The 26,848-nt window shown below is 70.4% G+C and carries 22 protein-coding genes and 1 pseudogene; 5 read left to right on the plus strand and 18 right to left on the minus strand.

The window, feature by feature from the left end:
* Nucleotides 1-20: 20 nt before the first annotated feature.
* The 9 genes from aroB to KY5_RS06435 form a co-directional block, all read right to left on the minus strand.
* On the minus strand, nt 21-1,118 hold the full coding sequence (gene aroB / locus KY5_RS06395; RefSeq protein WP_098241290.1) for a 3-dehydroquinate synthase: 1,098 nt from the start codon (nt 1,116-1,118) through the stop codon (nt 21-23).
* Nucleotides 1,115-1,630: a shikimate kinase gene (locus tag KY5_RS06400; RefSeq protein ID WP_199842954.1), complete on the minus strand. Its 516-nt coding sequence runs from the start codon at nt 1,628-1,630 to the stop codon at nt 1,115-1,117. The genes aroB and KY5_RS06400 overlap by 4 nt, the downstream gene beginning before the upstream one ends.
* Nucleotides 1,627-2,811, minus strand: a complete 1,185-nt coding sequence (gene aroC / locus KY5_RS06405; RefSeq protein ID WP_098241291.1) for a chorismate synthase — start codon at nt 2,809-2,811, stop codon at nt 1,627-1,629. Before aroC ends, KY5_RS06400 begins: the two co-directional genes overlap by 4 nt.
* A gap of 134 nt (nt 2,812-2,945) precedes the next feature.
* Nucleotides 2,946-3,785 (minus strand): shikimate dehydrogenase, encoded by an 840-nt coding sequence (locus KY5_RS06410; RefSeq protein ID WP_098241292.1) that lies wholly within the window; start codon nt 3,783-3,785, stop codon nt 2,946-2,948.
* Nucleotides 3,775-5,613 (minus strand): endolytic transglycosylase MltG, encoded by a 1,839-nt coding sequence (mltG, locus tag KY5_RS06415; RefSeq protein ID WP_098241293.1) that lies wholly within the window; start codon nt 5,611-5,613, stop codon nt 3,775-3,777. The genes KY5_RS06410 and mltG overlap by 11 nt, the downstream gene beginning before the upstream one ends.
* A gap of 124 nt (nt 5,614-5,737) precedes the next feature.
* A complete protein-coding gene (gene ruvX, locus KY5_RS06420; protein ID WP_098241294.1) occupies nt 5,738-6,223 on the minus strand; it encodes a Holliday junction resolvase RuvX in 486 nt (161 codons plus the stop codon).
* Nucleotides 6,223-8,892, minus strand: a complete 2,670-nt coding sequence (gene alaS / locus KY5_RS06425; RefSeq protein ID WP_098241295.1) for an alanine--tRNA ligase — start codon at nt 8,890-8,892, stop codon at nt 6,223-6,225. The genes ruvX and alaS overlap by 1 nt, the downstream gene beginning before the upstream one ends.
* Nucleotides 8,892-9,266: a DUF6167 family protein gene (locus KY5_RS06430; protein WP_098241296.1), complete on the minus strand. Its 375-nt coding sequence runs from the start codon at nt 9,264-9,266 to the stop codon at nt 8,892-8,894. Before KY5_RS06430 ends, alaS begins: the two co-directional genes overlap by 1 nt.
* A 7-nt stretch (nt 9,267-9,273) precedes the next feature.
* Complete coding sequence (locus KY5_RS06435; RefSeq protein WP_098241297.1) at nt 9,274-9,720, minus strand: DUF948 domain-containing protein; 447 nt, start codon at nt 9,718-9,720, stop codon at nt 9,274-9,276.
* A gap of 173 nt (nt 9,721-9,893) precedes the next feature.
* Between KY5_RS06435 and KY5_RS06440 the strand changes: the two are divergent.
* Nucleotides 9,894-12,009: pseudogene (locus tag KY5_RS06440) on the plus strand (ATP-binding protein).
* A 22-nt stretch (nt 12,010-12,031) separates the two neighbouring features.
* Here KY5_RS06440 and rpsD read toward each other — a convergent pair.
* The 4 genes from rpsD to KY5_RS06460 all read right to left on the minus strand — a co-directional run bounded on the left by rpsD (nt 12,032) and on the right by KY5_RS06460 (nt 15,877).
* Nucleotides 12,032-12,646: a 30S ribosomal protein S4 gene (gene rpsD / locus KY5_RS06445; protein WP_055543665.1), complete on the minus strand. Its 615-nt coding sequence runs from the start codon at nt 12,644-12,646 to the stop codon at nt 12,032-12,034.
* Between the two features lie 344 nt (nt 12,647-12,990).
* Nucleotides 12,991-13,710: an HNH endonuclease family protein gene (locus KY5_RS06450; protein WP_098241298.1), complete on the minus strand. Its 720-nt coding sequence runs from the start codon at nt 13,708-13,710 to the stop codon at nt 12,991-12,993.
* Between the two features lie 106 nt (nt 13,711-13,816).
* The gene (locus tag KY5_RS06455; RefSeq protein WP_098241299.1) at nt 13,817-15,178 is read right to left on the minus strand and encodes a replication-associated recombination protein A; all 1,362 of its coding nucleotides are present in this window, start codon (nt 15,176-15,178) and stop codon (nt 13,817-13,819) included.
* Nucleotides 15,179-15,235: 57 nt separating this feature from the next.
* Nucleotides 15,236-15,877: a vitamin K epoxide reductase family protein gene (locus tag KY5_RS06460; RefSeq protein ID WP_098247090.1), complete on the minus strand. Its 642-nt coding sequence runs from the start codon at nt 15,875-15,877 to the stop codon at nt 15,236-15,238.
* Nucleotides 15,878-16,013: 136 nt separating this feature from the next.
* Between KY5_RS06460 and KY5_RS06465 the strand changes: the two genes are divergently transcribed.
* Together KY5_RS06465 and KY5_RS06470 are read left to right on the plus strand one after the other, a co-directional pair.
* Complete coding sequence (locus tag KY5_RS06465; protein WP_098241300.1) at nt 16,014-16,880, plus strand: ABC transporter ATP-binding protein; 867 nt, start codon at nt 16,014-16,016, stop codon at nt 16,878-16,880.
* A complete protein-coding gene (locus KY5_RS06470; RefSeq protein ID WP_098241301.1) occupies nt 16,877-17,728 on the plus strand; it encodes an ABC transporter permease in 852 nt (283 codons plus the stop codon). The genes KY5_RS06465 and KY5_RS06470 overlap by 4 nt, the downstream gene beginning before the upstream one ends.
* A 79-nt stretch (nt 17,729-17,807) precedes the next feature.
* On the opposite strand, the gene hisS is transcribed toward KY5_RS06470, so the two are convergent.
* Together hisS and KY5_RS06480 are read right to left on the minus strand one after the other, a co-directional pair.
* Nucleotides 17,808-19,073 (minus strand): histidine--tRNA ligase, encoded by a 1,266-nt coding sequence (hisS, locus tag KY5_RS06475; RefSeq protein WP_098241302.1) that lies wholly within the window; start codon nt 19,071-19,073, stop codon nt 17,808-17,810.
* A 12-nt stretch (nt 19,074-19,085) separates the two neighbouring features.
* Nucleotides 19,086-19,799, minus strand: coding sequence for an MBL fold metallo-hydrolase (locus tag KY5_RS06480; protein ID WP_098241303.1), 714 nt, complete (start codon nt 19,797-19,799; stop codon nt 19,086-19,088).
* Nucleotides 19,800-19,965: 166 nt separating this feature from the next.
* On the opposite strand from KY5_RS06480, the gene KY5_RS06485 reads away from it, so the two are divergent.
* Together KY5_RS06485 and KY5_RS06490 are read left to right on the plus strand one after the other, a co-directional pair.
* Nucleotides 19,966-20,790, plus strand: a complete 825-nt coding sequence (locus tag KY5_RS06485) for a peptidylprolyl isomerase (RefSeq protein WP_098241304.1) — start codon at nt 19,966-19,968, stop codon at nt 20,788-20,790.
* A 134-nt stretch (nt 20,791-20,924) separates the two neighbouring features.
* Nucleotides 20,925-22,157 (plus strand): DUF349 domain-containing protein, encoded by a 1,233-nt coding sequence (locus KY5_RS06490; RefSeq protein ID WP_098241305.1) that lies wholly within the window; start codon nt 20,925-20,927, stop codon nt 22,155-22,157.
* Between the two features lie 105 nt (nt 22,158-22,262).
* Here the strand turns inward: KY5_RS06490 and KY5_RS06495 are convergent, their stop codons facing one another.
* From KY5_RS06495 to secF, 3 genes are all read right to left on the minus strand, one after another.
* Nucleotides 22,263-24,803, minus strand: coding sequence for a RelA/SpoT family protein (locus tag KY5_RS06495; RefSeq protein ID WP_098241306.1), 2,541 nt, complete (start codon nt 24,801-24,803; stop codon nt 22,263-22,265).
* A gap of 372 nt (nt 24,804-25,175) precedes the next feature.
* Nucleotides 25,176-25,724 (minus strand): adenine phosphoribosyltransferase, encoded by a 549-nt coding sequence (locus KY5_RS06500; protein WP_098241307.1) that lies wholly within the window; start codon nt 25,722-25,724, stop codon nt 25,176-25,178.
* Complete coding sequence (gene secF, locus KY5_RS06505) at nt 25,721-26,848, minus strand: protein translocase subunit SecF (protein WP_098241308.1); 1,128 nt, start codon at nt 26,846-26,848, stop codon at nt 25,721-25,723. Before secF ends, KY5_RS06500 begins: the two co-directional genes overlap by 4 nt.

The raw sequence follows: 26,848 nt of genomic DNA on the forward strand, positions 1-26,848 counted from the left end.
GTCCGGCCACGGGTGCCGGACTACTCGCCGACTTCGCCGTACGCGGCGAGGAGCACGGCCGGGTCGGGCCCCTCCAGGACGGTCGGCTTGCCGAGGCCGTCCAGAACGATGAAGCGCAGCAGGTCACCGCGGGACTTCTTGTCGACCTTCATGGTCTCCAGGAGCTTGGGCCACTGGTCGTAGCGGTAGCTCAGCGGCAGCCCGACCGAGGCGAGGACCGTGCGGTGCCGGTCGGCGGTCGCGTCGTCCAACCGGCCCGCCAGACGGCCGAGTTCGGCCGCGAAGTGCATGCCGACGGAGACCGCGGCGCCGTGCCGCCACTTGTAGCGCTCGTTCTTCTCGATGGCGTGCGCGAGCGTGTGCCCGTAGTTGAGGATCTCGCGCAGGCCCGCCTCCTTGAGGTCGCCGGAGACGACCTCGGCCTTGACCTTGATGGAGCGCTCGATGAGCTCGGCGGTGTGCGGGCCCGCGGGCGTACGGGCGGCTTCCGGGTCGGCCTCGATGAGTTCGAGGATCGCCGGGTCGGCGATGAAACCGGCCTTGATGATCTCCGCGAGCCCGGAGACGTAGTCGTTCACCGGGAGCGAGTCCAGCGCCGCGAGGTCGCAGAGGACCCCGGCCGGCGGGTGGAAGGAGCCGACGAGGTTCTTGCCCTCGGCGGTGTTGATCCCGGTCTTGCCGCCGACCGCCGCGTCCACCATGCCGAGCACGGTGGTCGGCACGGCGATCCAGCGCACCCCGCGCAGCCAGGTGGCCGCCACGAACCCGGCGAGGTCGGTGGTGGCACCACCGCCGACGCCGACGATGATGTCGCTGCGGGTGAAGCCGGACTGGCCGAGCGCCTTCCAGCAGTACGCCGCGACCTCGGCCGTCTTGGCCTCCTCCGCGTTCGGCACCTGGATGGCGACGACTTCGTACCCCTGCTCGGCGAGGTCCGCGCGCAGCGCGTCACCGGTCTCGGCGAGCGCCTCCGGGTGGATCACGGCGATGCGCTTGACCTGGTCGCCGATGAGGCCGGGCAGCTCGCCGAGGAGCTGCCGACCGACCAGGACCTCGTACGGATCCGTGCCGGCGGTACCACCGACGTGGATACGGGTGGGGGTCTGCTCCGTCGTCATGCTTCCTTCAACTCCAGTGCGTCGAGGACCGCCTCTGCGACCTCTTCGGGGGTGCGGCCGTCGGTGGCGACGACCACGCGGGCGACTTCGTCGTACAGATGGCGGCGGGCGTCCATCAGCTCGCGCCACTGCTTGCGCGGGTTGACCAGGAGCAGCGGGCGCGCCTGGTTGAGACCGGTGCGCTTGACGGCCTCCTCGACGTCCATCGACAGATAGACGACCGGGTGGGCGCCGAGCAGCGCCCGGGTGGTCTCGTCGAGGATCGCTCCCCCGCCGAGCGCGAGGACGCCGTCGTGCTCGGCGACGGCGGTGCGCACCGCCTGTCGCTCGAACTCGCGGAAGACCGGCTCGCCGTCCTCCAGGAAGATGTCGGCGATCTCGCGGCCCTGGGAGGCGACGATGTCCGCGTCGGTGTCGCGGAACGCGGTGCCGAGCCGCTCGGCGAGCAGTGCGCCCACCGTCGACTTGCCCACGCCCATCGGCCCGATCAGGACGATCAGCGGGCCGCTCACCGGATCTGGAGGTTTTCGAGGTACGACGTCACGTTGCGCCGGGTCTCGGTCACGCTGTCGCCGCCGAACTTCTCGGCGACGGCATCGGCCAGGGTCAGCGCGACCATCGCCTCGGCGACGATGCCCGCGGCCGGGACCGCGCACACGTCAGAGCGCTGGTGGTGCGCCTTGGTGGCCTCGCCGGTGGCGACGTCGACGGTGGCCAGCGCGCGCGGCACGGTCGCGATGGGCTTCATCGCGGCCCGCACGCGCAGCAGTTCACCGGTGGTCAGGCCGCCCTCGGTGCCGCCGGAGCGTCCCGAGGTGCGCCGGATACCGTCGCCGGTGGCAACGATCTCGTCGTGCGCCTGGGAGCCGGGCACACGCGCGAGGTCGAAGCCGTCGCCGACCTCGACACCCTTGATCGCCTGGATGCCCATCAGCGCGGCGGCCAGCCGCGCGTCGAGCCGCCGGTCCCAGTGCACGTGCGAGCCGAGGCCGACGGGCACGCCGTACGCGAGCACCTCGACCACACCGCCCAGGGTGTCGCCGTCCTTGTGGGCCTGGTCGATCTCGGCGACCATCGCCTTCGACGCATCCGCGTCGAGGCAGCGCACCGGGTCGGCGTCGAGCTTCTCGACGTCCGCGGGGGTCGGGTACACGCCGTAGGGAGCCTTGGCGCTCGCCAGCTCGGTCACGTGGCTGACGATCTCGATCCCGGCCGTCTCCTTCAGGTAGGAGCGGGCCACCGCGCCGAGCGCGACGCGGGCGGCGGTCTCGCGCGCCGAGGCGCGCTCCAGGATCGGCCGGGCCTCGTCAAAGCCGTACTTCTGCATACCGGCGAGGTCGGCGTGGCCGGGCCTCGGACGGGTCAGCGGGGCGTTACGGGCCAGATCGGCGAGGACCGCCGGGTCGACCGGGTCGGCCGCCATGACCTGGTCCCACTTGGGCCACTCGGTGTTGCCCACCATGACCGCCACCGGCGAACCCATGGTCAGACCGTGCCGCACGCCACCGAGGAAGGTCACCTCGTCACGCTCGAACTTCATGCGCGCACCGCGTCCATAGCCCAGGCGGCGCCGTGCCAGATGGTCGGCCACCATCTCCGTGGTGATCGGCACGCCGGCGGGAAGTCCCTCCAGCGTCGCCACAAGTGCGGGTCCGTGGGACTCCCCAGCGGTCAGCCAGCGCAACCTGCTCAACGGTGCTCCTCATGCTCGCGCCTGGAACTGCGGTCTTCGACGGCGCGGCCGGGTGCGCGGCCCTGGCCCGCCATCCCCCGATCCTCCCATGACCGGGCGCGGGCCCGGCCGCCGGTCCAGCAGGCGGACGTCTCCTACCGTCCGGCGAGCGCCTGCTCCCCCGCCTTGCGCATGACGCCGAGCGGCGCGGAGGCGCGGCCCGTCATCTGCTCGACCTGGAGCACCGCCTGGTGGACGAGCAGGTCGAGGCCGCTGACGACCGCCCCGCCGTACGCCGACCAGCGGGCCGCGAGAGCGGTGGGCCACGGGTCGTACAGCACGTCGAAGAGGGTGGCGGGCCGCTCGGGGACGACGGAGGAGAGGGCGTCCGTGGTGCCCGCCGGGGTCGTGGCGATCACCAGCGGCGCGCTCAGCGCCTCCCTGGCGTCGTCCCACGCCTCGGTCCTGACCTCGACGCCGAGCCGCTCGCCCCACTGCCGCATCTCGGCGGCACGGGCCTCGCTGCGCACGTACGCCACGACCTCGCCCGTGCAGATCCGGGAGAGCGCGGCGAGCGCGGAGGACGCGGTGGCGCCCGCGCCGAGGATCGCCGCCGACTCGACCTGCTCGATGCCGCGCTCGCGCAGGGCCGCGACCATGCCGGGGATGTCGGTGTTGTCGCCGCGACGGCTGCCGTCCGGCCCGAACACGACCGTATTGACGGCCTCCACGGACGCCGCGGTTTCGCTCACCTCGTCGAGCAGCGGAATGATCGCCCGCTTCAACGGCATGGTCAGCGAAAGCCCGGCCCATGCGGAACCGAGTTCGCCGATGAATCCGGGGAGCGCCGCCTCGTCGATCTCGAAACGGTCGTACGTCCAGTCGCGCAGGCCCAGCTCCTCGTACGCGGCGCGGTGCAGCACCGGGGAGAGGGAGTGCGCGATCGGGGATCCCAGAACCGCGGCCCGGCGGCCGCTCTCGCTGTCAGCCGCCATTGTTCTGCCGCTCGTTGAATTGGTCGACCAGTTTGTCGTGCTCGGCCAGCGTCTTGGTGAACTGGGTCTTCTTTCCGTCGACGGAGACGAAGTACATCCAGCCGCCGCCGTCCGGATCCAGCGTGGCCTTCAACGCCTCGTCGCCCGGGTTTCCGATCGGTCCCGGCGGAAGGCCCCTGTGGTAGTACGTGTTGTACGGATCCGGGTCGTTCCTGATCTTCGAGATCGGGATCTTGATCTTGCTCTCGCCCTTGAGGTAGTTGTACGCCGAGTCGAATTCGAGCTTCTGGTTGGTCGCCGTGTTCGTCGCCTTGAGGCGGTTGTAGACGACGGCCGCCATCTTCTTGAAGTCGTCGTGCGTCATGCCCTCGGCCTGCACGAGGCTGGCCACGGTGAGGACCTGCAACGGGTCCTTCAGATTCAGCGCCGCGGCCTTCGACTTGAGGCCCATCTCGTCGTACTTCTCATTGGCCTGGGCGACCATGTTCTTGAGGACGGTCTCGGGCTTCTGGCCCTTGGCGACCGGATAGCTGGAGGGGTAGAGGAAGCCTTCCAGCGGGTCCCTGATGTCCTTGTTCGTATTCGCCCAGTCAGGAAGTCCGAAGCTCTTCCATTTCTCCTTGGCGATCTTCGCCGTGGTGCCCTTGTCGAGTTCCAGGCGCGTGTCGATCTGCTGATAGACCCACGCGTTCCGCCTGCCCTCGGGAATGATGAGGTTGCTGCGGCTCTTGGGGTTGAGCATCAAGGCGACGGCGCTCTTGGCGGACATTTCCTTCTTTAGTACATAGACGCCCGCCTGAATGGTCTTGCCCTGCGGGTTCTGCCCCTGTGCCGAGACGAAGGCGTCGACGCTCTTGACGACTCCGGCGTCCTTGAGTTTCTGCCCGATCGCGTATCCGCTGGACGCCTTGGGAATCTCGACGGTGGCCTGGCCCGAGCCCTCTCCGGCGAAGTCCGGAGCCGTGCCGAAACGGTCCTGGTAGAACTGGTAGCCGAAATAGGCGACACCGCCGAGGCCGCCGGCGAAGACGAGAGTGACGACCAGACAGGCGCAGCCGCTGCGGCGTTTCTTGGGTTTCTTTCCGCCGCGTCCGCCGCGCCGTTCGCCACGTCCGCCCCGGCGGCCCTGGTCGTCGTCATCGTCGTACTCGTCGTCATCGCCGCCCGCGAAGAAGGCGTGTTCGCCCTGGTCGGGACCCGGGTCCCAGTCCGCTTCGCGCTCCGGCTCGGCCGGTGCGGCAGGGCGCCGACGGGCGGGCGGCTCCGGCGGGGCGTAGGCGTCGGGCGTCGCGTAGTAGTCGGGGCTCTCGCCGCCGTAGCCGCCCTGCTGACCGCCGTAGGGGTCCATCGGATCGCCGCTGTAGGGGACCTGCCCCTGCCCACCGGTGTCCCAACCGCCGTTGTAGCCCTGGTCGGAACCACCGTTGTAGCCCTGGGCGGGGCCGCCGCCGTAGCCCTGGCCGGGCCCGGCGTCGTAACGCTGCTGACCCGTGTCGTACTGGCCCTGGCCCTGCGCGTACTGGCCCTGACCCGTGTCGTACTGCTGCTGGCCCTGGGCATACTGCCCCTGGCCCGTGTCGTACCGGCCCTGGCCGGTGTCGTACTGCTGCTGGCCGTAGCCCTGCTGCTGGCCGGTGTTCCAGTCGCCGTACTGGCCCTGGTGCTGCTGGTTCTGCTGATGCTGGTGCGGCTGCTGGTGGTACTGCTCCTGGCCGCCGTAGGTGGACTGTCCGCCCGCGGGCGTCTGACCTCCCCATCCGCCGTCCCCGTACAACGGGTCCTCCGGATGCCACGGTTCGGAGCCTGGGCCCCGGCCATACTCAGTCATCGATCCCCTACATGCCGCGAGGCGGGGCCGCCGTCCGGATCGCCGGGCAACCGTTCCGCCTCTTGCTGCTGTGCGGCAGCTGTTCGAACACCGCCGCATCGCGCGGAACGTTACCGTATCGCGATCAGATGACCACTTCGACGCCCTCGCCGGGAGCCTTGCCTGACGCCCGTTCGGACTCCAGGGCCTGCTGAAGGATGATCACCGCGGCCGCCTGATCGATGACAGACCTGCCCTTTTTGGACTTCACGCCGGAGGCGCGCAGGCCCTGACTGGCCGTCACTGTGGTCATCCTCTCGTCCACGAGCCTCACCGAAACGGGGGCGACCATGCGGGCGAGGTCCTGGGTGAAGGCGCGGATCTTGGCGGCCGCCGGGCCCTCGCCCCCGTTGAGGGAGCGAGGGAGGCCGACGACGATCTCGATCGGCTCGTACTCGTCGACCAGCTGCTTCAACCGGCGCTGGGCCGCCGGGACGTCGCGCCCCGGCACCGTCTCGACCGGCGTCGCCAGGATCCCGTCGGGGTCGCACGAGGCGACCCCGATGCGGGCGTCACCGACGTCGATGGCGAGCCGTCGGCCCCTGCGCATGCCCTGGGCAGGCTCGGTCATCAGGCCGTCTCGGTGACGAGGCGCTCGACCGCGGCGATGGCGTCGCCGACCGCGGCCGGGTTCTGGCCGCCGCCCTGGGCGACGTCCGGCTTGCCGCCGCCACCGCCGCCGAGGGTCTTGGCGGCCGTGCGGACCAGGTCACCGGCCTTGAGACCGCGCTCGCGCGCGGCCTCGTTGGTGGCGATCACCGTGATCGGGCGGCCGTTGGCCGTGGCGAAGAGGGCGACGACCGCGGGCCGGTCGCCCGGGATGCGGCCGCGCACGTCGAGGACCAGCTTGCGCAGGTCGTCGGCGCCCGTGCCGTCCGGCACCTGGCCGGTGACCAGGGCGACGCCGCGGACGTCCTTGGCGGAGTCGACGAGTCCCGCGGCGGCCGCGAGGACCTTCTCCGCGCGGAACTTCTCGATCTCCTTCTCGGCGTCCTTCAACTTGCCGAGCATGGCGGAGACCTTCTCGGGCAGCTCCTCGGGGCGGCCCTTGACCAGCTCCTGGAGCTGGGCGACGACCGTGTGCTCCTTGGCGAGGAAGTTGTACGCGTCGACGCCGACCAGGGCCTCGATGCGGCGCACGCCGGAGCCGATGGAGGACTCGCCGAGCAGCTTCACCAGACCGAGCTGGGCGGTGTTGTGCACGTGCGTGCCGCCGCACAGCTCCTTGGAGAAGTCGCCGATGGTGACGACGCGCACGCGCTCGCCGTACTTCTCGCCGAACTCGGCGATGGCACCGGACTTCTTGGCGTCGTCGATCGACATGACCTCGGCCTGGACGTCCAGCTCGCGGGAGAGGACCTCGTTGATCCGCTGCTCGACGTCCGTCATCACGGCCGTGGGCACGGCGGACGGCGAACCGAAGTCGAAGCGGAAACGTCCCGGCTGGTTCTCCGAACCGGCCTGGGCGGCCGTCGGGCCGAGCGCGTCGCGCAGCGCCTGGTGCGTGAGGTGCGTGGCCGAGTGGGCGCGGGCGATGGCCCGGCGGCGGTGCGAGTCGATCGAGGCCCAGACGGGGGCGCCGACGGTGATCTCGCCGACCTGGACGACACCCTTGTGCACGTGGACGCCGGGGACCGGCTTCTGCACGTCACGGATCTCGACGACGGCGCCGCTGTCCAGGCGGATGCGCCCGGTGTCACCGATCTGGCCGCCGCCCTCGGCGTAGAAGGGGGTGCGGTCGAGGACGATCTCGACGTCGTCGCCCTCGGTGGCGGCGGGCGAGGAGGCGCCGTTGACCAGCAGGCCGACGATGACGGCCTCGTTCTCGGTGAGCGCGTAGCCGGTGAAGTCGGTGGCGCCCGCGGCGTCGGCGATCTCGCGGTAGGCGTGCAGGTCGGCGTGGCCGGTCTTCTTGGCCATGGCGTCGGCCTTGGCCCGGTCCCGCTGCTCCTTCATCAGGCGGCGGAAGCCGTCCTCGTCCACGGTCAGGCCCTGTTCGGCGGCCATCTCCAGGGTGAGGTCGATCGGGAAGCCCCACGTGTCGTGCAGCAGGAACGCCTTGTCGCCGGAGAGGACCTGGCCACCGGCGGCCTTGGTCTCGGTGACGGCGGTGTCGAGGATGTTCGTGCCGCCCTTGATGGCCTTGAGGAAGGCGGCCTCTTCGGCGAGGGCGACGGTCTCGATGCGCTTGCGGTCGGTGACGAGCTCCGGGTACTGCAGGCCCATCGTGTCGATCACGACGCCGACGAGGTCCTTGACGACGGGGCCGGTGGCGCCCATCAGGCGCATGTTGCGGATGGCGCGGCGCATGATGCGGCGCAGCACGTAGCCGCGGCCCTCGTTGCCGGGGGTGACGCCGTCGCCGATCAGCATCGTCGACGTGCGGATGTGGTCGGCGACCACGCGCAGGGAGACGTCGGAGCCGTGCTCGGCGCCGTAGCGCACGCCGGTCAGCTCGGTGGCCTTGTCCATGACGACGCGCAGGGTGTCGGTCTCGTACATGTTCTGTACGCCCTGGAGGATCATGGCGAGGCGCTCGAGACCGAGACCGGTGTCGATGTTCTTCGTCGGCAGCTCGCCGAGGATCTCGAAGTCCTCCTTGGAGGTGCCCGCGCCGCGCTCGTACTGCATGAAGACCAGGTTCCAGATCTCCACATAGCGCTCGTCGTTGACGGCGGGGCCGCCCTCGACGCCGAACTCCGGGCCGCGGTCGTAGTTGATCTCGGAGCACGGGCCGCAGGGTCCGGGCACGCCCATGGACCAGAAGTTGTCCTTCTTGCCCAGGCGCTGGATGCGCTCCTTGGGGACGCCGACCACCTCGTGCCAGATCCGCTCGGCCTCGTCGTCGTCGAGGTAGACCGTGATCCAGAGCTTCTCGGGCTCCAGGCCGAAGCCGCCGTCGGCCACGGAGCCGGTGAGCAGCTCCCAGGCCAGCTTGATGGCGCCTTCCTTGAAGTAGTCGCCGAAGGAGAAGTTGCCGCACATCTGGAAGAACGTGCCGTGACGCGTGGTCTTGCCGACCTCTTCGATGTCGGGCGTGCGCACGCACTTCTGCACGCTGGTGACGCGCGGCGCGGGCGGCTTGACCTCACCCAGGAAGTAGGGCTTGAAGGGCACCATGCCGGCGGGGACGAGGAGCAGAGTCGGGTCGTCCGCGATGAGCGACGCCGAAGGGACGACGGTGTGCCCGCGCTCCTCGAAGAAGCTCAGCCAGCGGCGGCGGATTTCAGCCGACTCCATCAGTGGTCCTCATTCCGGTCGTACGAGTACCGCGTGTTCTCGAGGTACTTCGTCTTGTTGTTGGTGCTGTCGTGCTTGTCGTGCTTGGTGGCGCTGTGGTTCTCGATGACCGCGAAGCGCCGCTGCGCGGGCAGCTCGCTGTCGGGGTGGTGGTTCATGCCGAGCGCCTCGCCCAGCTCGGCCTCGCGCTCGGCCATGCCGTCGCGGACGTCGAGGGCGAAGTCCTTCAGACGGTGCCCCGCCTCGACCGCCTTGTTCGCGGCCTGCGCGGCGAGGCTCTCGGGCGTCAGCTGCTTGAGCTTGCGGTTGACCTTCGTGGTGGCCCATACGCCGGCGGCTGCGCCCGCGGTGAACCAGAACGTACGGCGGAACATCGCTGCGTCAGTCCTTCTTCCGCTTACCCCGCCGTGCGACCGGGACGGTGCGGCCCACGATCACCGTACGACGGGACGGCTTGGCGGGCATTTCCTTGGCCTCGGGCCCGGTCTTGCGACTGATGGCCCTGCGCACGCCGTAACCGAACGCGGCCACCTTGACGAGCGGGCCGCCGAAGGTGGACGCGACGGTCGTGGACAGCGCCGAAGCGTTCGAGGTGACTTCCTGGACGTCCGAGGCGATGGCGTCGACGCGGTCGATCTGGGTCTGCGCGGAGCGCACCGCGGTGGAGGCGTCGGCCAGGAGCGGAACGGCCTGCTCCGTCACGTCGGCGACGAGCTTGGTGGTCGCCCTGAGCGTCTGGGCCAGCCTCGCCAGTGCCACCGCGAGGAAGGAGACCAGGATCGCCCAGAAGACGGCCACCAGGATTCCGGCAACCTCTCCACCCGACACTTGGCACCGCTCCCTGGATCTCGTCCCTGAACATCGTTCCTGAACATCGAAAAGTCGTCCCCCGACCCTATCGCGCCGGGGCCGCACGTCCGTACCGCATTCCCCCTCGGCCCGGCAGGAGTTGCCCGAAGCGATTGTACGGACCGCATACGGGTGAGTACGCTCCGTACCCCATGCGACCTTCTCAGCCCGGCAACCTCCCCCTGGAACTCAACGCCTTCGTCGGACGCACCACCGAACTGGCGGAGCTGGCAACGGCGTTGGAGGCGGGGCGGTTGGTCACGGTGACCGGGGTCGGCGGGGTCGGCAAGTCGCGCCTCGCCGCGCGGGCCGCCGCCGGGAGCAGGCTGCGCGACGGGGCCTGGCTGGTGGATCTCACCGCGCTGCGCGATCCGGACCTGGTGGAGCACGCGGTCGCGGAGGCTCTCGAACTGACGGACCACACCAGCAGGCCGCCGCGGCAGGTGCTCCTCGGGCATCTCGCGGAGCGGGAACTGCTCCTCGTCGTCGACGGGTTCGAGCACCTCGTGGACGTCTGCGCGTCGCTGGTGAACGACCTGCTCACGCACTCCCCCGGGCTGCGGGTGCTCGCCGTGGGGCGCAGGCCGCTGGAGACCGCGGGCGAGCGGCTCTTCCCGCTGGCACCGCTGCCCGCCCCGGACGCGGCCGCGCTCTTCACGGACCGGGCGACGGACACGCTGCCCGGCTTCGCCGTCGACGACGCCAACCGCGCGGACGTCCTCGAACTGTGCCACCGCCTCGACGGCATCCCCCTCGCCGTCGAACTGGCCGCGGGCCGGCTGCGGGCCCTCTCCCCCGGGCAGCTCCTCGCCCGGCTCGACGACCGGTTCCGGCTGCTCACCGGGGCCAGGCGCGACGTGCCGACCCGGCACCAGACGCTGCGTACGGCCATCGGCTGGAGCCATGAGCTGTGCAGCCCGAGGGAGCGGCTGCTCTGGTCGCGGCTCTCGGTCTTCGACGGGCAGTTCGACCTGGAGGCCGTCGAGTACATCTGCACCGGGGACGGGCTGCACGCCGACGACGTCCTCGACGTACTCGGCGAGCTGCTCGCGCAGTCCGTGGTGTGCCGCGAGGACGGGCCGTCGGGCGCGCGGTACCGCATGCTCGACACGGTCAGGGCGTACGGCGCCGACTGGCTGGAGGCGGCGGGCGAGTCCACGCGGATGCGCCGCAGGCACCGCGACTGGTACATGGGGCTCGCCACCTGGTGCGAGCTGGACTGGTTCTCGCCTCGGCAGGCGCAGGTCGCGGCCCTGGTCGACAGGGAACTGCCCAATCTGCGCGCCGCGTTGGAGTTCTGTCTGACCGAGCGGGACGAGGCGCACCTGGGGCAGCACCTCGCGGGCACGCTGTGGTTCTACTGGGTCGGCTGCGGACGCCTCGCCGAGGGCAGGCACTGGCTCGGCCGCGCCCTCGAGCTGGACGGCGGCCATGAGGAGTCGCGGCTCAAGGCGCTCTGGGTGCTCGGCTACGTCGCGGTGTTGCAGGGCGACACGGTCGCCGCGCTCGCCGCGCTGCACGAGTGCCGTGACGAGGCGGAGCGCACCGGCAGCGCCGCCGCTGCCGCCTACGCCGAGCACCGCATCGGCTGTCTCGCCCTGGTCTCGGACGACATCTCGCGTGCGGAAACGCTGCTGCGCTCGGCGCTGGAGCGCTATCGCGAGATCGGCGAGCTCAACAGCAACGTCCTGATGGGCCAGGTCGAGCTGGCCATGGCGCTGGCCTTCGGCGGTGAGCTCGCCACCGCGGTGGAGCTCTGCGAGGACGTACGCCGGGTCTGCGAGGACCACGGCGAGAGTTGGACCCTCGCCTACGCCCTCTACGTCCTCGGCTACGCGGCCTGGACGCGCGGCGAGGCCGACGCGGCCCGTGAGCTGCTCGCCCAGTCCCTCGACCTGGACCACCGCTTCCACGATCTGCTCGGCGCGGTCCTGTCCCTGGAGCTGCTCGCGCTGTTCACGGCGGCGGAGGGCGATCCGGCGGAGGCGGCGGTGCTCCAGGGCGCGGCGGCGGGCATCTGGCCGTCGGTGGGTCTGCCGCTGTTCGGCTCCGGCCATTTCGGCGGGCCGCACGCGGCGTGCGAGGAGCAGGCCCGCGAGGCGCTGGGCGACGAGCGGTACGAGGAGTGCCTGCGGGCGGGCGCGGAGCTGGGCCTGGACGCGGCGGTGGCGCGGGCGCTGCGCGCCGACGACGGCGCGGGGACCGACCCCAGGAACGAGCGAACCCGCCGCCCGCCCCGCCAGGAAGGGCGGGGAGGCGACGGGCTGAAGCAGGGAGAGCTACGTCCGGGTCAGCGGGCGTAGTACTCGACGACGAGCTGCTCGTCGCAGATCACGGGGATCTCCTTGCGGTTCGGGTCGCGGTCCAGGCGGAAGGCCAGGGCCTTCAGGTTCACCTGGAGGTAGCGCGGGGTCTCGCCGTCGGGGGCGAAGCCACCCTCACGCGCGACCTGGAACAGCGGCTTCTCGCGGCTGCGCTCGCGGACCATCACGACGTCGTCGGGACGGACGCGGAACGACGGCTTGTCGACCTTGCCGCCGTTGACCTCGATGTGGCCGTGCACGACCATCTGGCGGGCCTGGTAGATCGTGCGGGCGATGCCCGAACGCAGAACCAGGGCGTCGAGACGACGCTCCAGCTCGATGACCAGGGCCTCACCGGTCTTGAGCTGCGTCTTGGACGCACGCTCGTAGGCACGGACGAGCTGGCGCTCGGACAGGTCGTACTGCGCGCGCAGACGCTGCTTCTCGAGCAGACGGACCTTGTAGTCCGAGTTCTGCTTGCGCCCACGGCCGTGCTCGCCCGGCGGGTAGGGGCGGGCCTCGAAGTACTTGACGGCCTTCGGGGTCAGCGCGATGCCGAGGGCACGCGACTTCTTGACCTTGGGGCGGGACTGGTTCGGCATGAACCAACCTCTCTGTTCTCTGTGAAATCGGCTTCACCAGGGTTAGGGGAGGTCGCAATCCGCAGCCGGGGAAACCCATCGGATCGGGTGATGCGTGATCCGGCGGGCAGCCGCTCCCTGGTCTGGGCACATACGTGCAGCACGCGAGTGGCCCACCGACCGCTTCCCGGGATCCGGGATGGTGGTGGGCTGCCCGCGACACCTTCGACGGTGCGCGACGCTCCTGGATCCCCGTCGCCTTGCGGTGCGGGGCTCCGGCTGAATGTCCCGTTCTGGTGATGCCGGTACAGGACCGGACACGGGACGCAGCGCTCGGGCCAGTGTACCGGGTGGCGGAGGGTGCCTCAGCCGCAGGTGGCGAGGAGGTCCTGGAGGGCCAGCTTCTCGGGGGCGGTGACCGTCAGCTCGTACTTGGCCTTGATCCCGGTCCAGCGGCGCCCGTACTCGCACCAGTATTCCTTGCGGGGCGGCTTCCACTTGTCGGGGGTCTGGCTGCTCTTGACGTGGTTCGTGTCCTTGTCGGCGGCGAGCAGGACGTCCAGGTCGTTGGCGTAGGTGAGGCGCCGCTCCGGGGTCCAGGCCCAGGCACCCGCCCGCCAGGCGGCGCCGAGCGCGACGACGTGGTCGGTCTGGATCTGGGAGGCCCTGCGGTAGGAGTAGGGCAGTGCCTTGCCGGTGTAGGGGTCCTTCAGCGTCCCTGAGAGGACGACGCAGGGGTTGCGGTCGCCCTCGCGGAGGTCCTTCAGGTCGCGCCGCAGCACGTCGTCGCGGGTGTCGCAGCCGTTGCGCCCGCCGGGGGCGTCGGTGTCGTCGGACCAGCCGTCGCCGAACTCGGAGCGCTTGTACGTCTGCCAGTTCTTGCCCCAGGCGACGGTGAGACGGGCGAGCTGCTCACGGGCGACGCCCGCGGTGGGCGGGAAGCCGGGGCTCGTGAGGGGGGCCTTCGTAGGAGGACGCGTCGTGCGGCGGGCGTCCGCGCGGTCCAGCTGCGGCGGCGTACAGGCCGTGACCACAGCGGCCAGGACGAGCACCGCCCTTACACCGGATCCGGCGGCTCTGCCCATGACGCCGAGCGTAGGCGGCCGCGCCCAAAGGGGCGCGGGGAACTGCGCGACCAGCCACGACGCGCCCGCAGGCGCAGAGGCCAGGTGCCCCGCAGAGGTAGAGCGCCTAGCTCTCGGTCTTCTCGCCCTTGAGCCGCGCACGGACCCGCTCGACCACATCCGCGTAACGGGCCTCCGCACCGTACCGAGTGGGTTGGTAGTACCGCTTGCCCTCGATGGCGTCGGGCGCGTACTGCTGGGTGGCGATGCCGCCGGGCACGTCGTGCGGGTACACGTACCCCTGGGCGTGGCCGAGCTTGGCCGCGCCCTTGTAGTGGCCGTCGCGCAGGTGGGGCGGGACGGGTCCGGCGAGACCGCCTCGGACGTCCGCCTGGGCCTGCTGGATCGCGATCGTCGCGGCGTTCGACTTGGGGGCGAGCGCGAGGGCGATCGTGGCGTGGCTGAGGGTGAGCGCGGCCTCCGGGAAGCCGATCATCGCGACGGCCTGGGCGGCGGCGACCGCGGTCGGCAGCGCGGTGGGGTCGGCGAGGCCGATGTCCTCGCTGGCGGAGATCATCAGGCGCCGGGCGATGAAGCGGGGGTCCTCGCCCGCCTCGATCATGCGGGCCAGATAGTGCAGGGCCGCGTCCACGTCCGAGCCGCGGATGGACTTGATGAGGGCGCTCGCGACGTCGTAGTGCTGGTCGCCGTCCCTGTCGTACTTCACGGCGGCGCGGTCGACCGACTCCTCCAGGGTCTGGAGGGTGATCTCCTTCTCGCCCTTGGCCAGGGCCGAGCCCGCGCCCGCCTCCAGGGCGGTCAGCGCGCGCCGGGCGTCGCCGCCCGCGATGCGCAGCAGGTGCTCCTCGGCTTCCTCGGGCAGCTCGACGGCGCCGCCGAGGCCCCGCTCGTCGACGAGCGCCCGGCGCAGCAGGCCGCGCAGGTCGTCGTCGGTGAGCGGTTCGAGCGTGAGCAGCAGGGAGCGGGACAGGAGCGGCGAGATGATCGAGAAGTACGGATTCTCGGTGGTGGCCGCGATCAGCGTCACCCAGCGGTTCTCGACGGCGGGCAGCAGGGAGTCCTGCTGGGCCTTGCTGAAGCGGTGGATCTCGTCGAGGAAGAGGACGGTCTCCTTGCCGTGACCGCCCATCGCCCTGCGGGCGCCGTCGATGACCGCGCGCACTTCCTTGACGCCCGCGGTGATCGCGGAGAGCTCGACGAAGCGCTTGTTCGTCGCCTTGGACACCACGTACGCCAGGGTCGTCTTGCCGATGCCCGGCGGGCCCCACAGGAAGACCGACGACGGCCCCGCGGGCCCTCCCCCGCCCTCGCCCACCAGGCGGCGCAGGGGTGAGCCCGGCTTCAGCAGGTGCTGCTGGCCGACGACTTCGTCGAGGGTGCGGGGGCGCATCCGGACGGCCAGGGGACTACTGGACGGGTCCTTCTCCTGGCGGTCTTCGGCTGCGGCGGTGAACAGGTCGGGCTCCACGTCAAGAACCCTATGCCACGCCACTGACAATCCCGCCAGGACCGGATCAGGCCCTGGTCAGGCCCAGAGGTCGGCGCCCCAGCGGGTCAGGATCAGCATCGCGATGACGCCGATGTGCATCACGGGGAGCGCCCAGGTGAAGTCCGTGAGGAAGCTCTTGGCCCAGCCCGGCGCGGGCAGGAAACCCTTGCGGATGGTGAAGGACGTGACGTACCAGAACATCAGGAGCGTGGCGACCCAGGCCAGGCAGCACCAGAGGCAGAGCGCGTTGATCTCGTACAGCGACTGGATCATCAGCCAGGTGCAGAATCCGACACCGAAGAGCGTGCCCGCGTTGAAGGTGAGCCAGTACCAACGCGGGAAGCGGGCCCCGGCGAGCAGGCTCATGCCGACGCAGATCACGATGCCGTAGGTGACGAGGCCCAGCATCGGGTTGGGGAACCCGAAGGCCTCGGCCTGCTCGCTCTTCATGATGCTGCCGCAGGCGACCACGGGGTTGATGCTGCAACCCGGCTGGAAGTTCGGGTCCTTCAGGAGCTCGAACTTGTCCAGGGTGATGATCCAGGAGGCGAGCACACCGGCCGCGCCCGTGATCACCAGGAGCAGGGCGAACGCGCGGCTGCCGCCGACGGAACCCGGAGCGTGCCGCGTCTCCTGGTCGTCCAGGGCGTCGTCCTTCGCTGACATCGTTTTGCTCATCACGCCGTTCCGTCGCTTGTGGTGGCCGCGGGCACCGACATTGTGCCGTACGCGCGTGTGTGTCCACCGTTCGATGGACATAAGGAAGTACGCACGGAGGTCCCGAGGCGTTCGTTCCGCGGCGAGACTCGACCGCATGAGCGCATACGGGCACGAACTCGCGGTCGACGTACGGGGACTGCGCAAGCGGTACGGCGACGTCACGGCCGTCGACGGGGTGGACCTGCGGATCGAGCCGGGCGAGGTCTTCGGGATCCTCGGCCCCAACGGCGCGGGCAAGAGCACCACGGTGGAGATCCTCCAGGGCAACAGGGCCAGGGACGGCGGCGACGTCACCGTGCTCGGCGCCGACCCCGGCACGGCGGGGCGGGCCTGGCGCTCGCGCGTCGGGATCGTGTGGCAGGACGAGTCCGCGCCCGCCGAGTTGACGGTGGCCGAGACGGTGCGGCACTTCGCGCGCTACTACCCGCGGCCGCGCGACCCCGACGAAGTGATCGCGCTCGTGGGCCTGGCGGAGAAGGCGACGAGTCGGATCAAGGCGCTCTCGGGCGGCCAGCGGCGGCGACTCGACGTGGCGCTCGGCGTGATCGGCGGACCCGAGCTGCTGCTCCTGGACGAGCCGACGACCGGCTTCGACCCGGCGGCCAGGCGGCAGTTCTGGGCCCTGATCCGGACGCTCGCCGACGAGGGCACGACCATCGTGCTCACCACGCACTACCTGGAGGAGGCCGAGGCGCTCGCGCACCGGCTCGCGGTGATCGCCGAGGGGCGGGTGGTGGCGCGGGGCGAGCCCGCGGAGCTGCGCAGGCGGTACGGCACCGAGGCCACCGTCGAGTGGACCGCGGCGGACGGCACCGCGCGCCAGGAGCGCACCGCGACCCCGACCCGCACGGTCGCCGGGCTCCTCGGCGCCTTCGACGGGGAGATCCCCGACCTGCGGATCCGCCGACCCACACTGGAGGACGTCTACCTCCGGCTGACCGGACAGGAGGACGGGCGATGACCACGACCGGCACGGAGGGAACGCGCTCCCGGAGCGCCGCCACCGACCGGCTGCCCGGCGCCTGGGGGCTCGGCCTGCATCAAGGCGTCCTGGAACTGCGGCAGTTCTTCCGCCAGCGCGAACAGGTCGTCTTCACCTTCGCCTTCCCCGTCGTCTTCCTCTTCCTCTTCGCGTCGATCTTCAGCGACGACGTGGAGGGCGCGGGCATCACCGCGTCCCAGCTCTACGTCGCCGCGATGATCGCCGCGGGCATCATGTCGACGAGCTTCCAGTCCCTCGGCATCTCGATCGCGATCGAGCGGGACGAGAAGGTCCTGCGCAGGCTGCGCGGGACGCCGATGCCCCCGGCCGCGTACTTCCTGGGGAAGATCTGGCTGGTCCTGGTCACCGGACTCCTGGAGACGGCGCTCCTGCTGATCGTCGGCGTCACCCTCTTCGACGTCGACCTGCCCACGCGCGCGGGCGACTGGCTGACCTTCGGCTGGATCTTCGTCCTGGGACTCACCGGCTGCGCGCTGCTCGGCATCGCGATCAGCAGCGTCCCGAAGTCGGGGCGGAGCGCCAGCTCGGTGGTCATCCTGCCGTTCCTGGTGCTGCAGTTCATCTCCGGCGTGTACATCGCCATCGACACCATTCCGGACTGGATGCTGACGATCGGCGCCCTCTTCCCCCTGAAGTGGATGTGCCAGGGTTTTCGCGGGGTGTTCCTGCCGGACTCCGCGCGCGTGCTCGAACAGGCGGGGAGCTGGGAGTACGGGAAGACCGCCCTGGTGCTCGGCGCCTGGTGCGTCGGAGGACTGGTGCTGTGTCTGCTGACGTTCCGGTGGAAGGACCGGCGCGACGGCTGAGCCCCTCCGCCGGGGGGCGAGGTCCCGGGGCGCTGCCCCGGACCCCGCTCCTCAATCGTCGGAGGGGCTCTGCCTCGTCCTACTTGCCGAGCTCGGCCGTCAGCTTGGCCACGATCTCGTCCACCGCCACCGCCTCCTGCTCCCCGGACTCCATGTCCTTGAGCTGGACGACGCCCTCGTCGAGGTCGCGCTCGCCCGCGACGACGGTGAAGCGCGCGCCCGAGCGGTTGGCGTTCTTCATCGCTCCCTTGAGGCCCTTGCCGCCGTACGAGAAGTCCGCCGCGACACCGGCCTTGCGCAGCTCCGTCACCTTGGCGAACAGGACGCGGCGCGCCTCCTCGCCGAGCGGCACCGCGAACACGCTGGTGGCCGCGGGGATGTCGAGCTCGACGCCCTCCGCCTCCAGGGCGAGCACCGTGCGGTCCACGCCGAGGGCCCAGCCGACCGAGGGCAGCGAGGGGCCGCCGATCATCTCGGACAGGCCGTCGTACCGGCCGCCGCCGCCGACCGCGGACTGCGAACCGAGGCCGTCGTGGACGAACTCGAAGGTGGTGCGGGTGTAGTAGTCCAGGCCGCGGACCAGCTTCTCGTCGTCCTCGAAGACGACGCCCGCCGCCGTGACCAGCTCGCGAACCTGCTCGTGGTACGCCTTGCAGGCGTCGCACAGGTAGTCGCGCAGCGAGGGCGCGCCCACCAGCTGCTTCTGGACGTCGGCCCGCTTGTCGTCGAGGACCCGCAGCGGATTGATGTCGATACGTCGACGTGTCTCCTCGTCCAGGTCGAGCCCGCGCAGGAAGTCCTGCAGCGCGGCGCGGTAGACGGGGCGGCACTCCTTGTCGCCGAGCGAGTTGAGCAGGATGCGGAAGTTCCGCAGTCCGAGGGTGCGGTACGCCTGGTCGGCCAGGATGATCAGCTCGGCGTCGAGCGCCGGGTCCTCGGCACCGATCGCCTCGGCGCCCACCTGGGAGAAGTGCCTGTACCGGCCCTTCTGGGGACGCTCGTAGCGGTAGTAGGAGCCCGAGTACCAGAGCTTGACCGGGAGGTTGCCCGCCTTGTGCAGGTTGCCCTCGAGCGCGGCGCGCAGCACGGACGCCGTGCCCTCGGGGCGCAGCGCGAGCTGGTCACCGCCCTTGGTCTCGAAGGCGTACATCTCCTTGGAGACGATGTCCGTGGACTCGCCGACGCCGCGCGAGAACAGCTCGACGTTCTCAAATCCGGGCGTCTCGATGTAGCCGTAGCCCGAGTTGCGCAGCGGGGCCGCGATCGCCTCGCGCACCGCCAGGTACTTCGCGGAGTCCGGCGGAAGCAGGTCGTAGGTGCCCTTGGGGGCCTTGAAGGTGCTCACGGTGTTCTCTCGTCACATTCCTCGTCGCGGGGCGGACGTCTCGTCCGCGCCCAGGCCGGCGGCCACCTGCCGCAGATACGGATTGGTGGCGCGCTCCTGGCCGATGGATGTCTGGGGACCGTGCCCTGACAGGACCACGGTCGAGTCGTCGAGCGGCAGGCACACGCGGGCCAGCGATTCGAGGATCTCGGGGTGGCTGCCGCCGGGCAGGTCGGTGCGTCCGATGGAGCCGGCGAAGAGCAGATCGCCCGAGAAGAAGACCGAGGGGACTTCCTGGGTCTCGGGCATCTGGAAGGTCACCGACCCCTTCGTATGGCCCGGCGCGTGCGCGACGGAGAAGTCGAGGCCCGCGAGCTTCAGGTCCGCGCCGTCGGTCAGCTCCCGCATGTCGTCGGGCTCCCCCACCGTCAGCTCGCCCATCAGCGGCATCCCGATGGAGCGGCCGAGCGCCTTCTCGGGGTCGCTCAGCATGTACCGGTCGCGGGGGTGGATCCACGCGGGGACGTCGTGCGCCCCGCACACCGGGACGACCGAGGCGACGTGGTCGATGTGGCCGTGGGTGAGGATGACCGCGACGGGCTTGAGCCGATGCTTCTTGAGTGCGTCCTCGACTCCCTGGGCGGCCTGGTGGCCCGGGTCGATGATCACGCACTCCTCGCCTGCGGCGGGGGCGACCAGGTAGCAGTTGGTGCCCCAGGCCCCGGCGGGGAACCCGGCAATGAGCACGATCGTCCTTCGTTCGTCGTCCGGCTGGCGGCGCCACGGCCCCCGGCGGGAGAACGCGGCAGATCAGAGCCTACCGGCGCTGCCGATTCCACAGGTAACCCATATACGGTACGGGGCACTACGCAGCGCATGGGGAGACGTGCGCGGGAGAAGGGGAGAAGAGCCGGTGGTCAGCCAGGAACAGCGCCGCAAGCAGCTCGCCCGGGAGAAGGCGCTGCGCCAGCAGCAGCGCCGCGAGGCCGCGCGCCGCAGGGCGCGGATGCGCAACGCGGTGCTCGCGGGGGCCCTCGCGGTGGTCGTGGCGGGCGGCGCGGTGTCGTACGCGGCGGGCGCCTTCGACGGTGACGACACGAAGGACGGCGCGAACGCGGAGCCCAGCAGCACGCCGCCGAAGGACCCGTGCGCGAAGGCGGCCCCGGGCAAGGTGAAGCCGCTGAGCTTCAAGAAGGAGCCCGCGCTCACCATCGACAAGTCGGCCGACTACGCGATGGACCTGAAGACGACGTGCGGCGACATCGGCCTCGACCTGGACGCCGCCAAGGCCCCGCACACGGTCAACTCGTTCAACTTCCTGGTGAACAAGGGCTACCTCGACCACACCAAGTGCCACCGGCTCACCACCGGCGGCATCTACGTCCTGCAGTGCGGCGACCCCAAGGGCACCGGCGAGGGCGGCCCCGGCTACTCGATCCCCGACGAGAACCTGAAGGACAAGCGCCTGAAGGGGAAGGTGTATCCGGCGGGCACGGTCGCCATGGCGAACCAGTACAACGCCGCGAAGAAGACGGGCCGCGACACCGGCGGCAGCCAGTTCTTCCTGGTCTACCAGGACAGTCAGCTCCCGCCCGACTACACACCGTTCGGGACCATTTCCGAATCCGGCATGAAGGTGCTCAAGAAGATCGCCGCCGCCGGGGAGAGCAGCGGCCAGGGCGACGGCGCCCCGAACGCGACGGTCGTCATCGACAAGGCGACCGTGACGAAATCCTGAGCGCCGCCAGGCAAACTTCGGTCGTGCGGGATGCGGACAGCCGCCCCGCCGGTCGCCTATGTTGGCGGTGACGAAACTGTGGACGATGCCGGGGGCCCCGAGGCCCTGCGCAGGCATCATGTGGAGGAGGCGCTGTGAGCAGCGACCCGTGGGGCCGCGTCGACGAGACGGGGACCGTGTACGTGCGTACGGCCGACGGCAGCGAGCGAGTGGTCGGTTCGTGGCAGGCAGGATCTCCTGACGAGGCCCTCGCCTATTTCGAGCGCAAGTACGACGGTCTGGTCGTCGAGATCGGACTTCTCGAGCGCCGGGTGAAGACGACCGACCTGTCGGCCAAGGACGCCATGACCGCCATCGACCACCTGCGCCAGCAGGTCGTCGAGGCGCACGCGGTCGGCGATCTGGACGCCCTGGGCAAGCGGCTCGACAAGCTCGTGGAGAGCGTCGAGGCGCGGCGCGAGGAGCGCAAGGTCCAGAAGGCCAAGCAGTCCGACGAGGCGCGGCACGCCAAGGAAGCCCTGGTCGTGGAGGCCGAGGAGCTGGCCCAGAGCGAGCAGTGGCGGGCGGCGGGCGAGCGGCTGCGCGCCCTGGTCGACACCTGGAAGGGCCTGCCGCGGCTCGACCGCAAGTCGGACGACGAGCTGTGGCACCGCTTCTCGCACGCCCGCTCGGCGTTCTCCAAGCGCCGCAAGGCGCACTTCGCGTCGCTGGACGCCCAGCGCGAGGACGCCCGCAAGGCCAAGGAGAAGCTGGTCGCCGAGGCCGAGGCGCTGTCGGGTTCGACGGACTGGGGTCCGACGGCCGCCCGGTACCGCGACCTGATGACCGACTGGAAGGCGGCGGGCCGCGCACAGCGCGAGCACGAGGACGACCTGTGGAACCGCTTCCGCGGCGCCCAGGACGTGTTCTTCGCGGCGCGCAGCGCGGTCTTCGCGGAGCGCGACGCCGAGCAGGGCGAGAACCTGAAGCTCAAGGAGGAGCTGGCGGACGAGGCCGAGAAGCTCGTCCCGGTGACGGACCTGAAGGCGGCCCGTGCCGCGTTCCGCTCCATCAACGAGCGCTGGGAGGCCATCGGCCACGTGCCGCGTGACGCGCGGCCCAAGGTCGAGGGCCGGATGCACGCGGTCGAGCGGGCGCTTCAGGAGTCCGAGGAAGCCGAGTGGCGCCGCACGAACCCGGAGGCACGCGCGCGTGCCGAGGGTCTCACCGGTCAGCTGCAGGCCGCCGTGGACAAGCTCCAGGGCCAGATCGAGACCGCTCGCGCCGCGGGCAACACCTCGAAGGCCGACAAGCTCCAGCGCGAGCTCGACGGCCGCCAGGCCCTCCTCGACCAGGCCCTGAAGGGTCTGCACGAGTTCGGCGGCTGAGTCTTCGGCCGCAGGCGTTCTCGCTGTCTACGTAGAGGGGCTCCCACACATCATGTGCGGGAGCCCCTCTACGTAGTGGCCGTCTCTCCTACGTAGCAGCCGTCTCTACGGTCGGCGTGCCGACGTCACCCGGTACACGTCGTAGACGCCCTCCACGCCCCTGACCGCCTTGAGGACGTGCCCCAGGTGCTTGGGGTCGCCCATCTCGAAGGTGAAGCGGGAGGTGGCGACGCGGTCGCGCGAGGTCTGTACGGCCGCCGACAGGATGTTCACGTGCTGGTCCGAGAGGATGCGCGTGACGTCCGACAGGAGGCGCGAGCGGTCGAGGGCCTCGACCTGGATGGCGACCAGGAAGACCGAGGACTGGGTGGGCGCCCACTCGACCTCCAGGATCCGCTCGGGCTCGCGCGAGAGCGAGTCGACGTTCACGCAGTCGCTGCGGTGAACCGATACGCCACTGCCGCGCGTGACGAAGCCGATGATGGGGTCGCCCGGCACGGGCGTACAGCACCGCGCCAGCTTGACCCACACGTCCTCGACGCCCTTGACGACGACACCGGGGTCGGCGTTGGCACGGCGCTTGCTGCGGCCGCGCGCGGGCGGCGCGCTCTCGGCGATGTCCTCGTTGGCGGCCTCCTCGCCGCCGAGCGCCTGGACGAGCTTCTGCACGACGGACTGCGCGGTGACGTGACCCTCGCCGATCGCCGCGTACAGCGAGGAGATGTCCGGGTAGCGCATCTCGTGCGCGAGGGTCACGAGCGAGTCGCCCGTCAGGATCCGCTGGATCGGCAGGTTCTGCTTGCGCATGGCGCGCGCGATGGCGTCCTTGCCCTGCTCGATGGCCTCGTCGCGGCGCTCCTTGGAGAACCACGCGCGGATCTTGTTGCGCGCCCGGGGCGACTTGACGAAGCCGAGCCAGTCGCGCGAGGGTCCCGCGCCCGCGGCCTTGGAGGTGAAGACCTCCACCAAGTCGCCGTTGTCCAGGGTCGATTCGAGCGGCACGAGCCGTCCGTTGACCCGCGCTCCTATGGTGCGGTGGCCGACCTCGGTGTGCACCGCGTACGAGAAGTCGACGGGGGTGGCGCCCGCGGGGAGCGCTATGACGTCGCCCTTCGGCGTGAAGACGAAGACCTCGTTGCGCGAGAGGTCGAAGCGGAGCGACTCCAGGAACTCGCTGGGGTCCTCGGTCTCCTTCTGCCAGTCGAGCAACTGGCGCAGCCACGCCATGTCGTTGAGGTGGTCGTCCTTGCCACCGGCCTTCTTCGGTACGTCGGTGCGCACCTTGGAGGCACCGGCCACGGCCTCCTGCTTGTACTTCCAGTGCGCGGCGATGCCGTACTCGGCGCGGCGGTGCATGTCGAACGTACGGATCTGGAGCTCGACGGGCTTGCCGTTGGGGCCGATCACCGTCGTGTGCAGCGACTGGTACATGTTGAACTTGGGCATCGCGATGTAGTCCTTGAACCGCCCAGGAACCGGGTTCCAGCGGGCGTGGACGGTGCCCAGTGCCGCGTAGCAGTCGCGGACCGTGTCGACGAGGACGCGGATGCCCACCAGGTCGTAGATCTCGGCGAAGTCGCGGCCCCGCACGATCATCTTCTGGTAGACGCTGTAGTAGTGCTTCGGGCGTCCGGTGACGGTGGCCTTGATGCGGGCGGCGCGCAGGTCGGCCTGGACCTCGTCGGTCACTATGGCCAGGTACTCGTCGCGCTTGGGGGCGCGCTCGGCGACCAGGCGCACGATCTCGTCGTACATCTTGGGGTAGAGGATCGCGAAGGCGAGGTCCTCCAGCTCCCACTTGATGGTGTTCATGCCCAGGCGGTGGGCGAGCGGCGCGTAGATCTCCAGGGTCTCGCGCGCCTTCTTCTCCTGCTTCTCGCGCTTGAGGTAGCGCATGGTGCGCATGTTGTGCAGGCGGTCGGCGAGCTTGATGACCAGGACGCGGGGGTCCTTGGCCATGGCGACGACCATCTTGCGCACGGTCTCGGCCTGGGCGGCCTCGCCGAACTTGACCTTGTCGAGCTTGGTGACGCCGTCGACGAGCAGGGCGACCTGGTCGCCGAAGTCGCGCTTGAGGGTGTCGAGTCCGTACTCGGTGTCCTCGACGGTGTCGTGCAGCAGACCGGCCATGAGCGTCGCCGGGTCCATGCCGAGCTCGGCGAGGATCGTGGTGACCGCGAGCGGGTGCGTGATGTACGGGTCGCCGCTCTTGCGCTTCTGGCCGCGGTGCCAGCGCTCGGCGACCTGGTAGGCGCGCTCGATCTGGCGGAGCGTGGACGTCTCGATCTTCGGGTCGTTGCTGCGCACTATCCGCAGCAGGGGCTCCAGGACCGGGTTGTACGGGTTGGAGCGCTGGACGCCGAGGCGGGCGAGGCGGGCACGGACGCGGTTGGAGGAACCGGAGCGCGCGGGCTGGCCCGTCGCGGGGCGGATCGCGGGAGCCGTCGGGTGATGGTCGGCGGGCGGCTTCGGACGGGGCTGCTCGGCCGGTTTGTCGCCCCGAGAGACCTCTCCCTTGGCGCGCTGCGCGGACGTGCCGCCCTGCGTGCCTTCTGCCTTCTTCGCGGGCGCGGCGGAGCCCGCCGAGGCCTGCTGAGCCTGCTGGGCGGCCTTGGCGGCGGTGAGTGGCTGGGACTCGTCTGGCAAGAGCGCTCCCTGTGCGCGATCGGGGTCCCTCGGACAGGCCCCGAAGAGCCCATGGTATCGATCCTGGGCCTCCGGCTCGCCTTCGGCCGATGAGACAGCTCTGTACTGGAGAAACACGAGGGGTCGCCCCCGGATTCCCCCGACCCCGACACTCTGGCCCCTCGGGCGCCCCCCGTCCACCGCGTCCCGTCCGTCGGACGGTCCGCCTCGGCGCGGCACACGCATCCGTGGCGGGATCCGGCCGGTCCCTCGACCGCCTCGTGCCGCCCGGCGGCATGCCCTCCCCGACCAGCACGAAGGGCGCCCCGGCCGAAGCCGGAGCGCCCTTCGTGGCGTCCTGCGAGCCGTCCGGAGACGGCGGTCAGGCGGTGGTCAGACAGTGATGAGAGCCTCCAGCGGCGCCCCGTCCAGGGCGCGCTCCAGCTTCTGCCGACCGTCGAGGAAGCCGAGTTCCATGAGGACCGCGACGCCTGCCACCTCGGCGCCCGCGCGACGGATGAGGTCGAGCGAGGCCCCGGCGGTACCGCCGGTGGCGAGGACGTCGTCGATGACCATGACGCGGTCACCCGCGGCCAGGTCCTCGGCGTGCACCTCGATCTCGGCGCTGCCGTACTCCAGGTCGTAGCGCTGCTTGAGCGTCGCTCCGGGGAGCTTGCCCGCCTTGCGTACGGGGATGAAGCCGAGCCCCGCGCGGAGCGCGACGGGGGCGCCGAGGATGAAGCCGCGGGCCTCCAGGCCGACGATCTTCGTGGCGCCCTGCCGAACGCTGAGGTCGGCCAGCGTGTCCGTCAGCGCGGCGAACGCCTCGGGATCCGCCAGGAGCGGGGTGATGTCCTTGAACATCACGCCCGGCTTCGGGTAGTCCGGGACGTCACGGATACGGCTGAGCAGCAGCTCCGTGACGCCTGCCAGCTCGGTCATCGGCGCTTCCCCGAGGGACGGCCCCGGCCGCGGTTGCGCGAAGCGGGCTGCGTGCGCGGGCCGACCACCGCCGGGGCGGCGTCATCCGGGCCGTCCTCGACGTCGTCCGCCTCGTCGGCCTCCCGCTCGGGGGCCTCGGCCGACTCGCCCTTGGCCGCGGCCGCCGCGCGCTTGGCGAGCACCCGCTTCTTGAGGGCCTTCATCTGCGGCTCGCGCTCCTTGAAGTCGGCGACGAGCGGCGTGGCGATGAAGATCGAGGAGTACGCACCGGCCGCGAGGCCGACGAACAGCGAGAGCGAGATGTCGTTGAGCATGCCCGCGCCCAGGACACCACCACCGATGAAGAGCAGGCCCGCCACCGGGAGCAGCGCGACGACCGTGGTGTTGATGGAGCGCACCAGGGTGCCGTTGATGCTCTTGTTGGCGAGTTCGCTGTAGGTCTGCCTGGTCTGCTTGGTGATGTCCTTCGACTGCTCCTTCAAGCTGTCGAAGACCACGACCGTGTCGTAGAGCGAGTAACCGAGAATGGTCAGCAGACCGATCACCGTACCCGGCGTGACCTCGAAGCCGACCAGGGCGTACACGCCCACGGTGATCGTGATGTCATGGATCAGCGCGATCAGTGCCGCGATGGCCATGCGCCACTCGAAGGCGATGGCCAGGTAGATCACCACGAGGACCATGAAGATCGCCAGGCCCTGCCAGGCCTTGTTGGCGATCTGCTCGCCCCAGCTGGGGCCGACCAGGTCGGCGTCGATGTCCTCGGCCTTGACGTCGAGATCGGCGGCCAGCGACTTCTTGATCTGGTCGGACTTCTTGATGTCGACGCCCGCGATCTGGATGCGGAGCTTGTCGTCACCCAGCTTCTGGACGATCGCGTCGTGGCCCGAGGCCTTTTCGGCGGACTCCTCGGCCTTGGCGACCGAGGCGCTCGTCTTCGGGGTGTTGAAGACGGCACCGCCCTCGAACTCGATGCCCATGTTCAGACCGCGCACCGCGAGGCCGACGATGGCCGTGATGGTGATCAGGATCGAGACGGCGTACCAGATCTTGCGCTTGCCGACGAAGTCGTAGCCGACCTCACCGCGGTAGAGCCTGGCGCCGAGATTGCCGAGCTTCGACAT

This window comes from Streptomyces formicae (assembly GCF_002556545.1).
GTDB lineage: Bacteria > Actinomycetota > Actinomycetes > Streptomycetales > Streptomycetaceae > Streptomyces > Streptomyces formicae_A.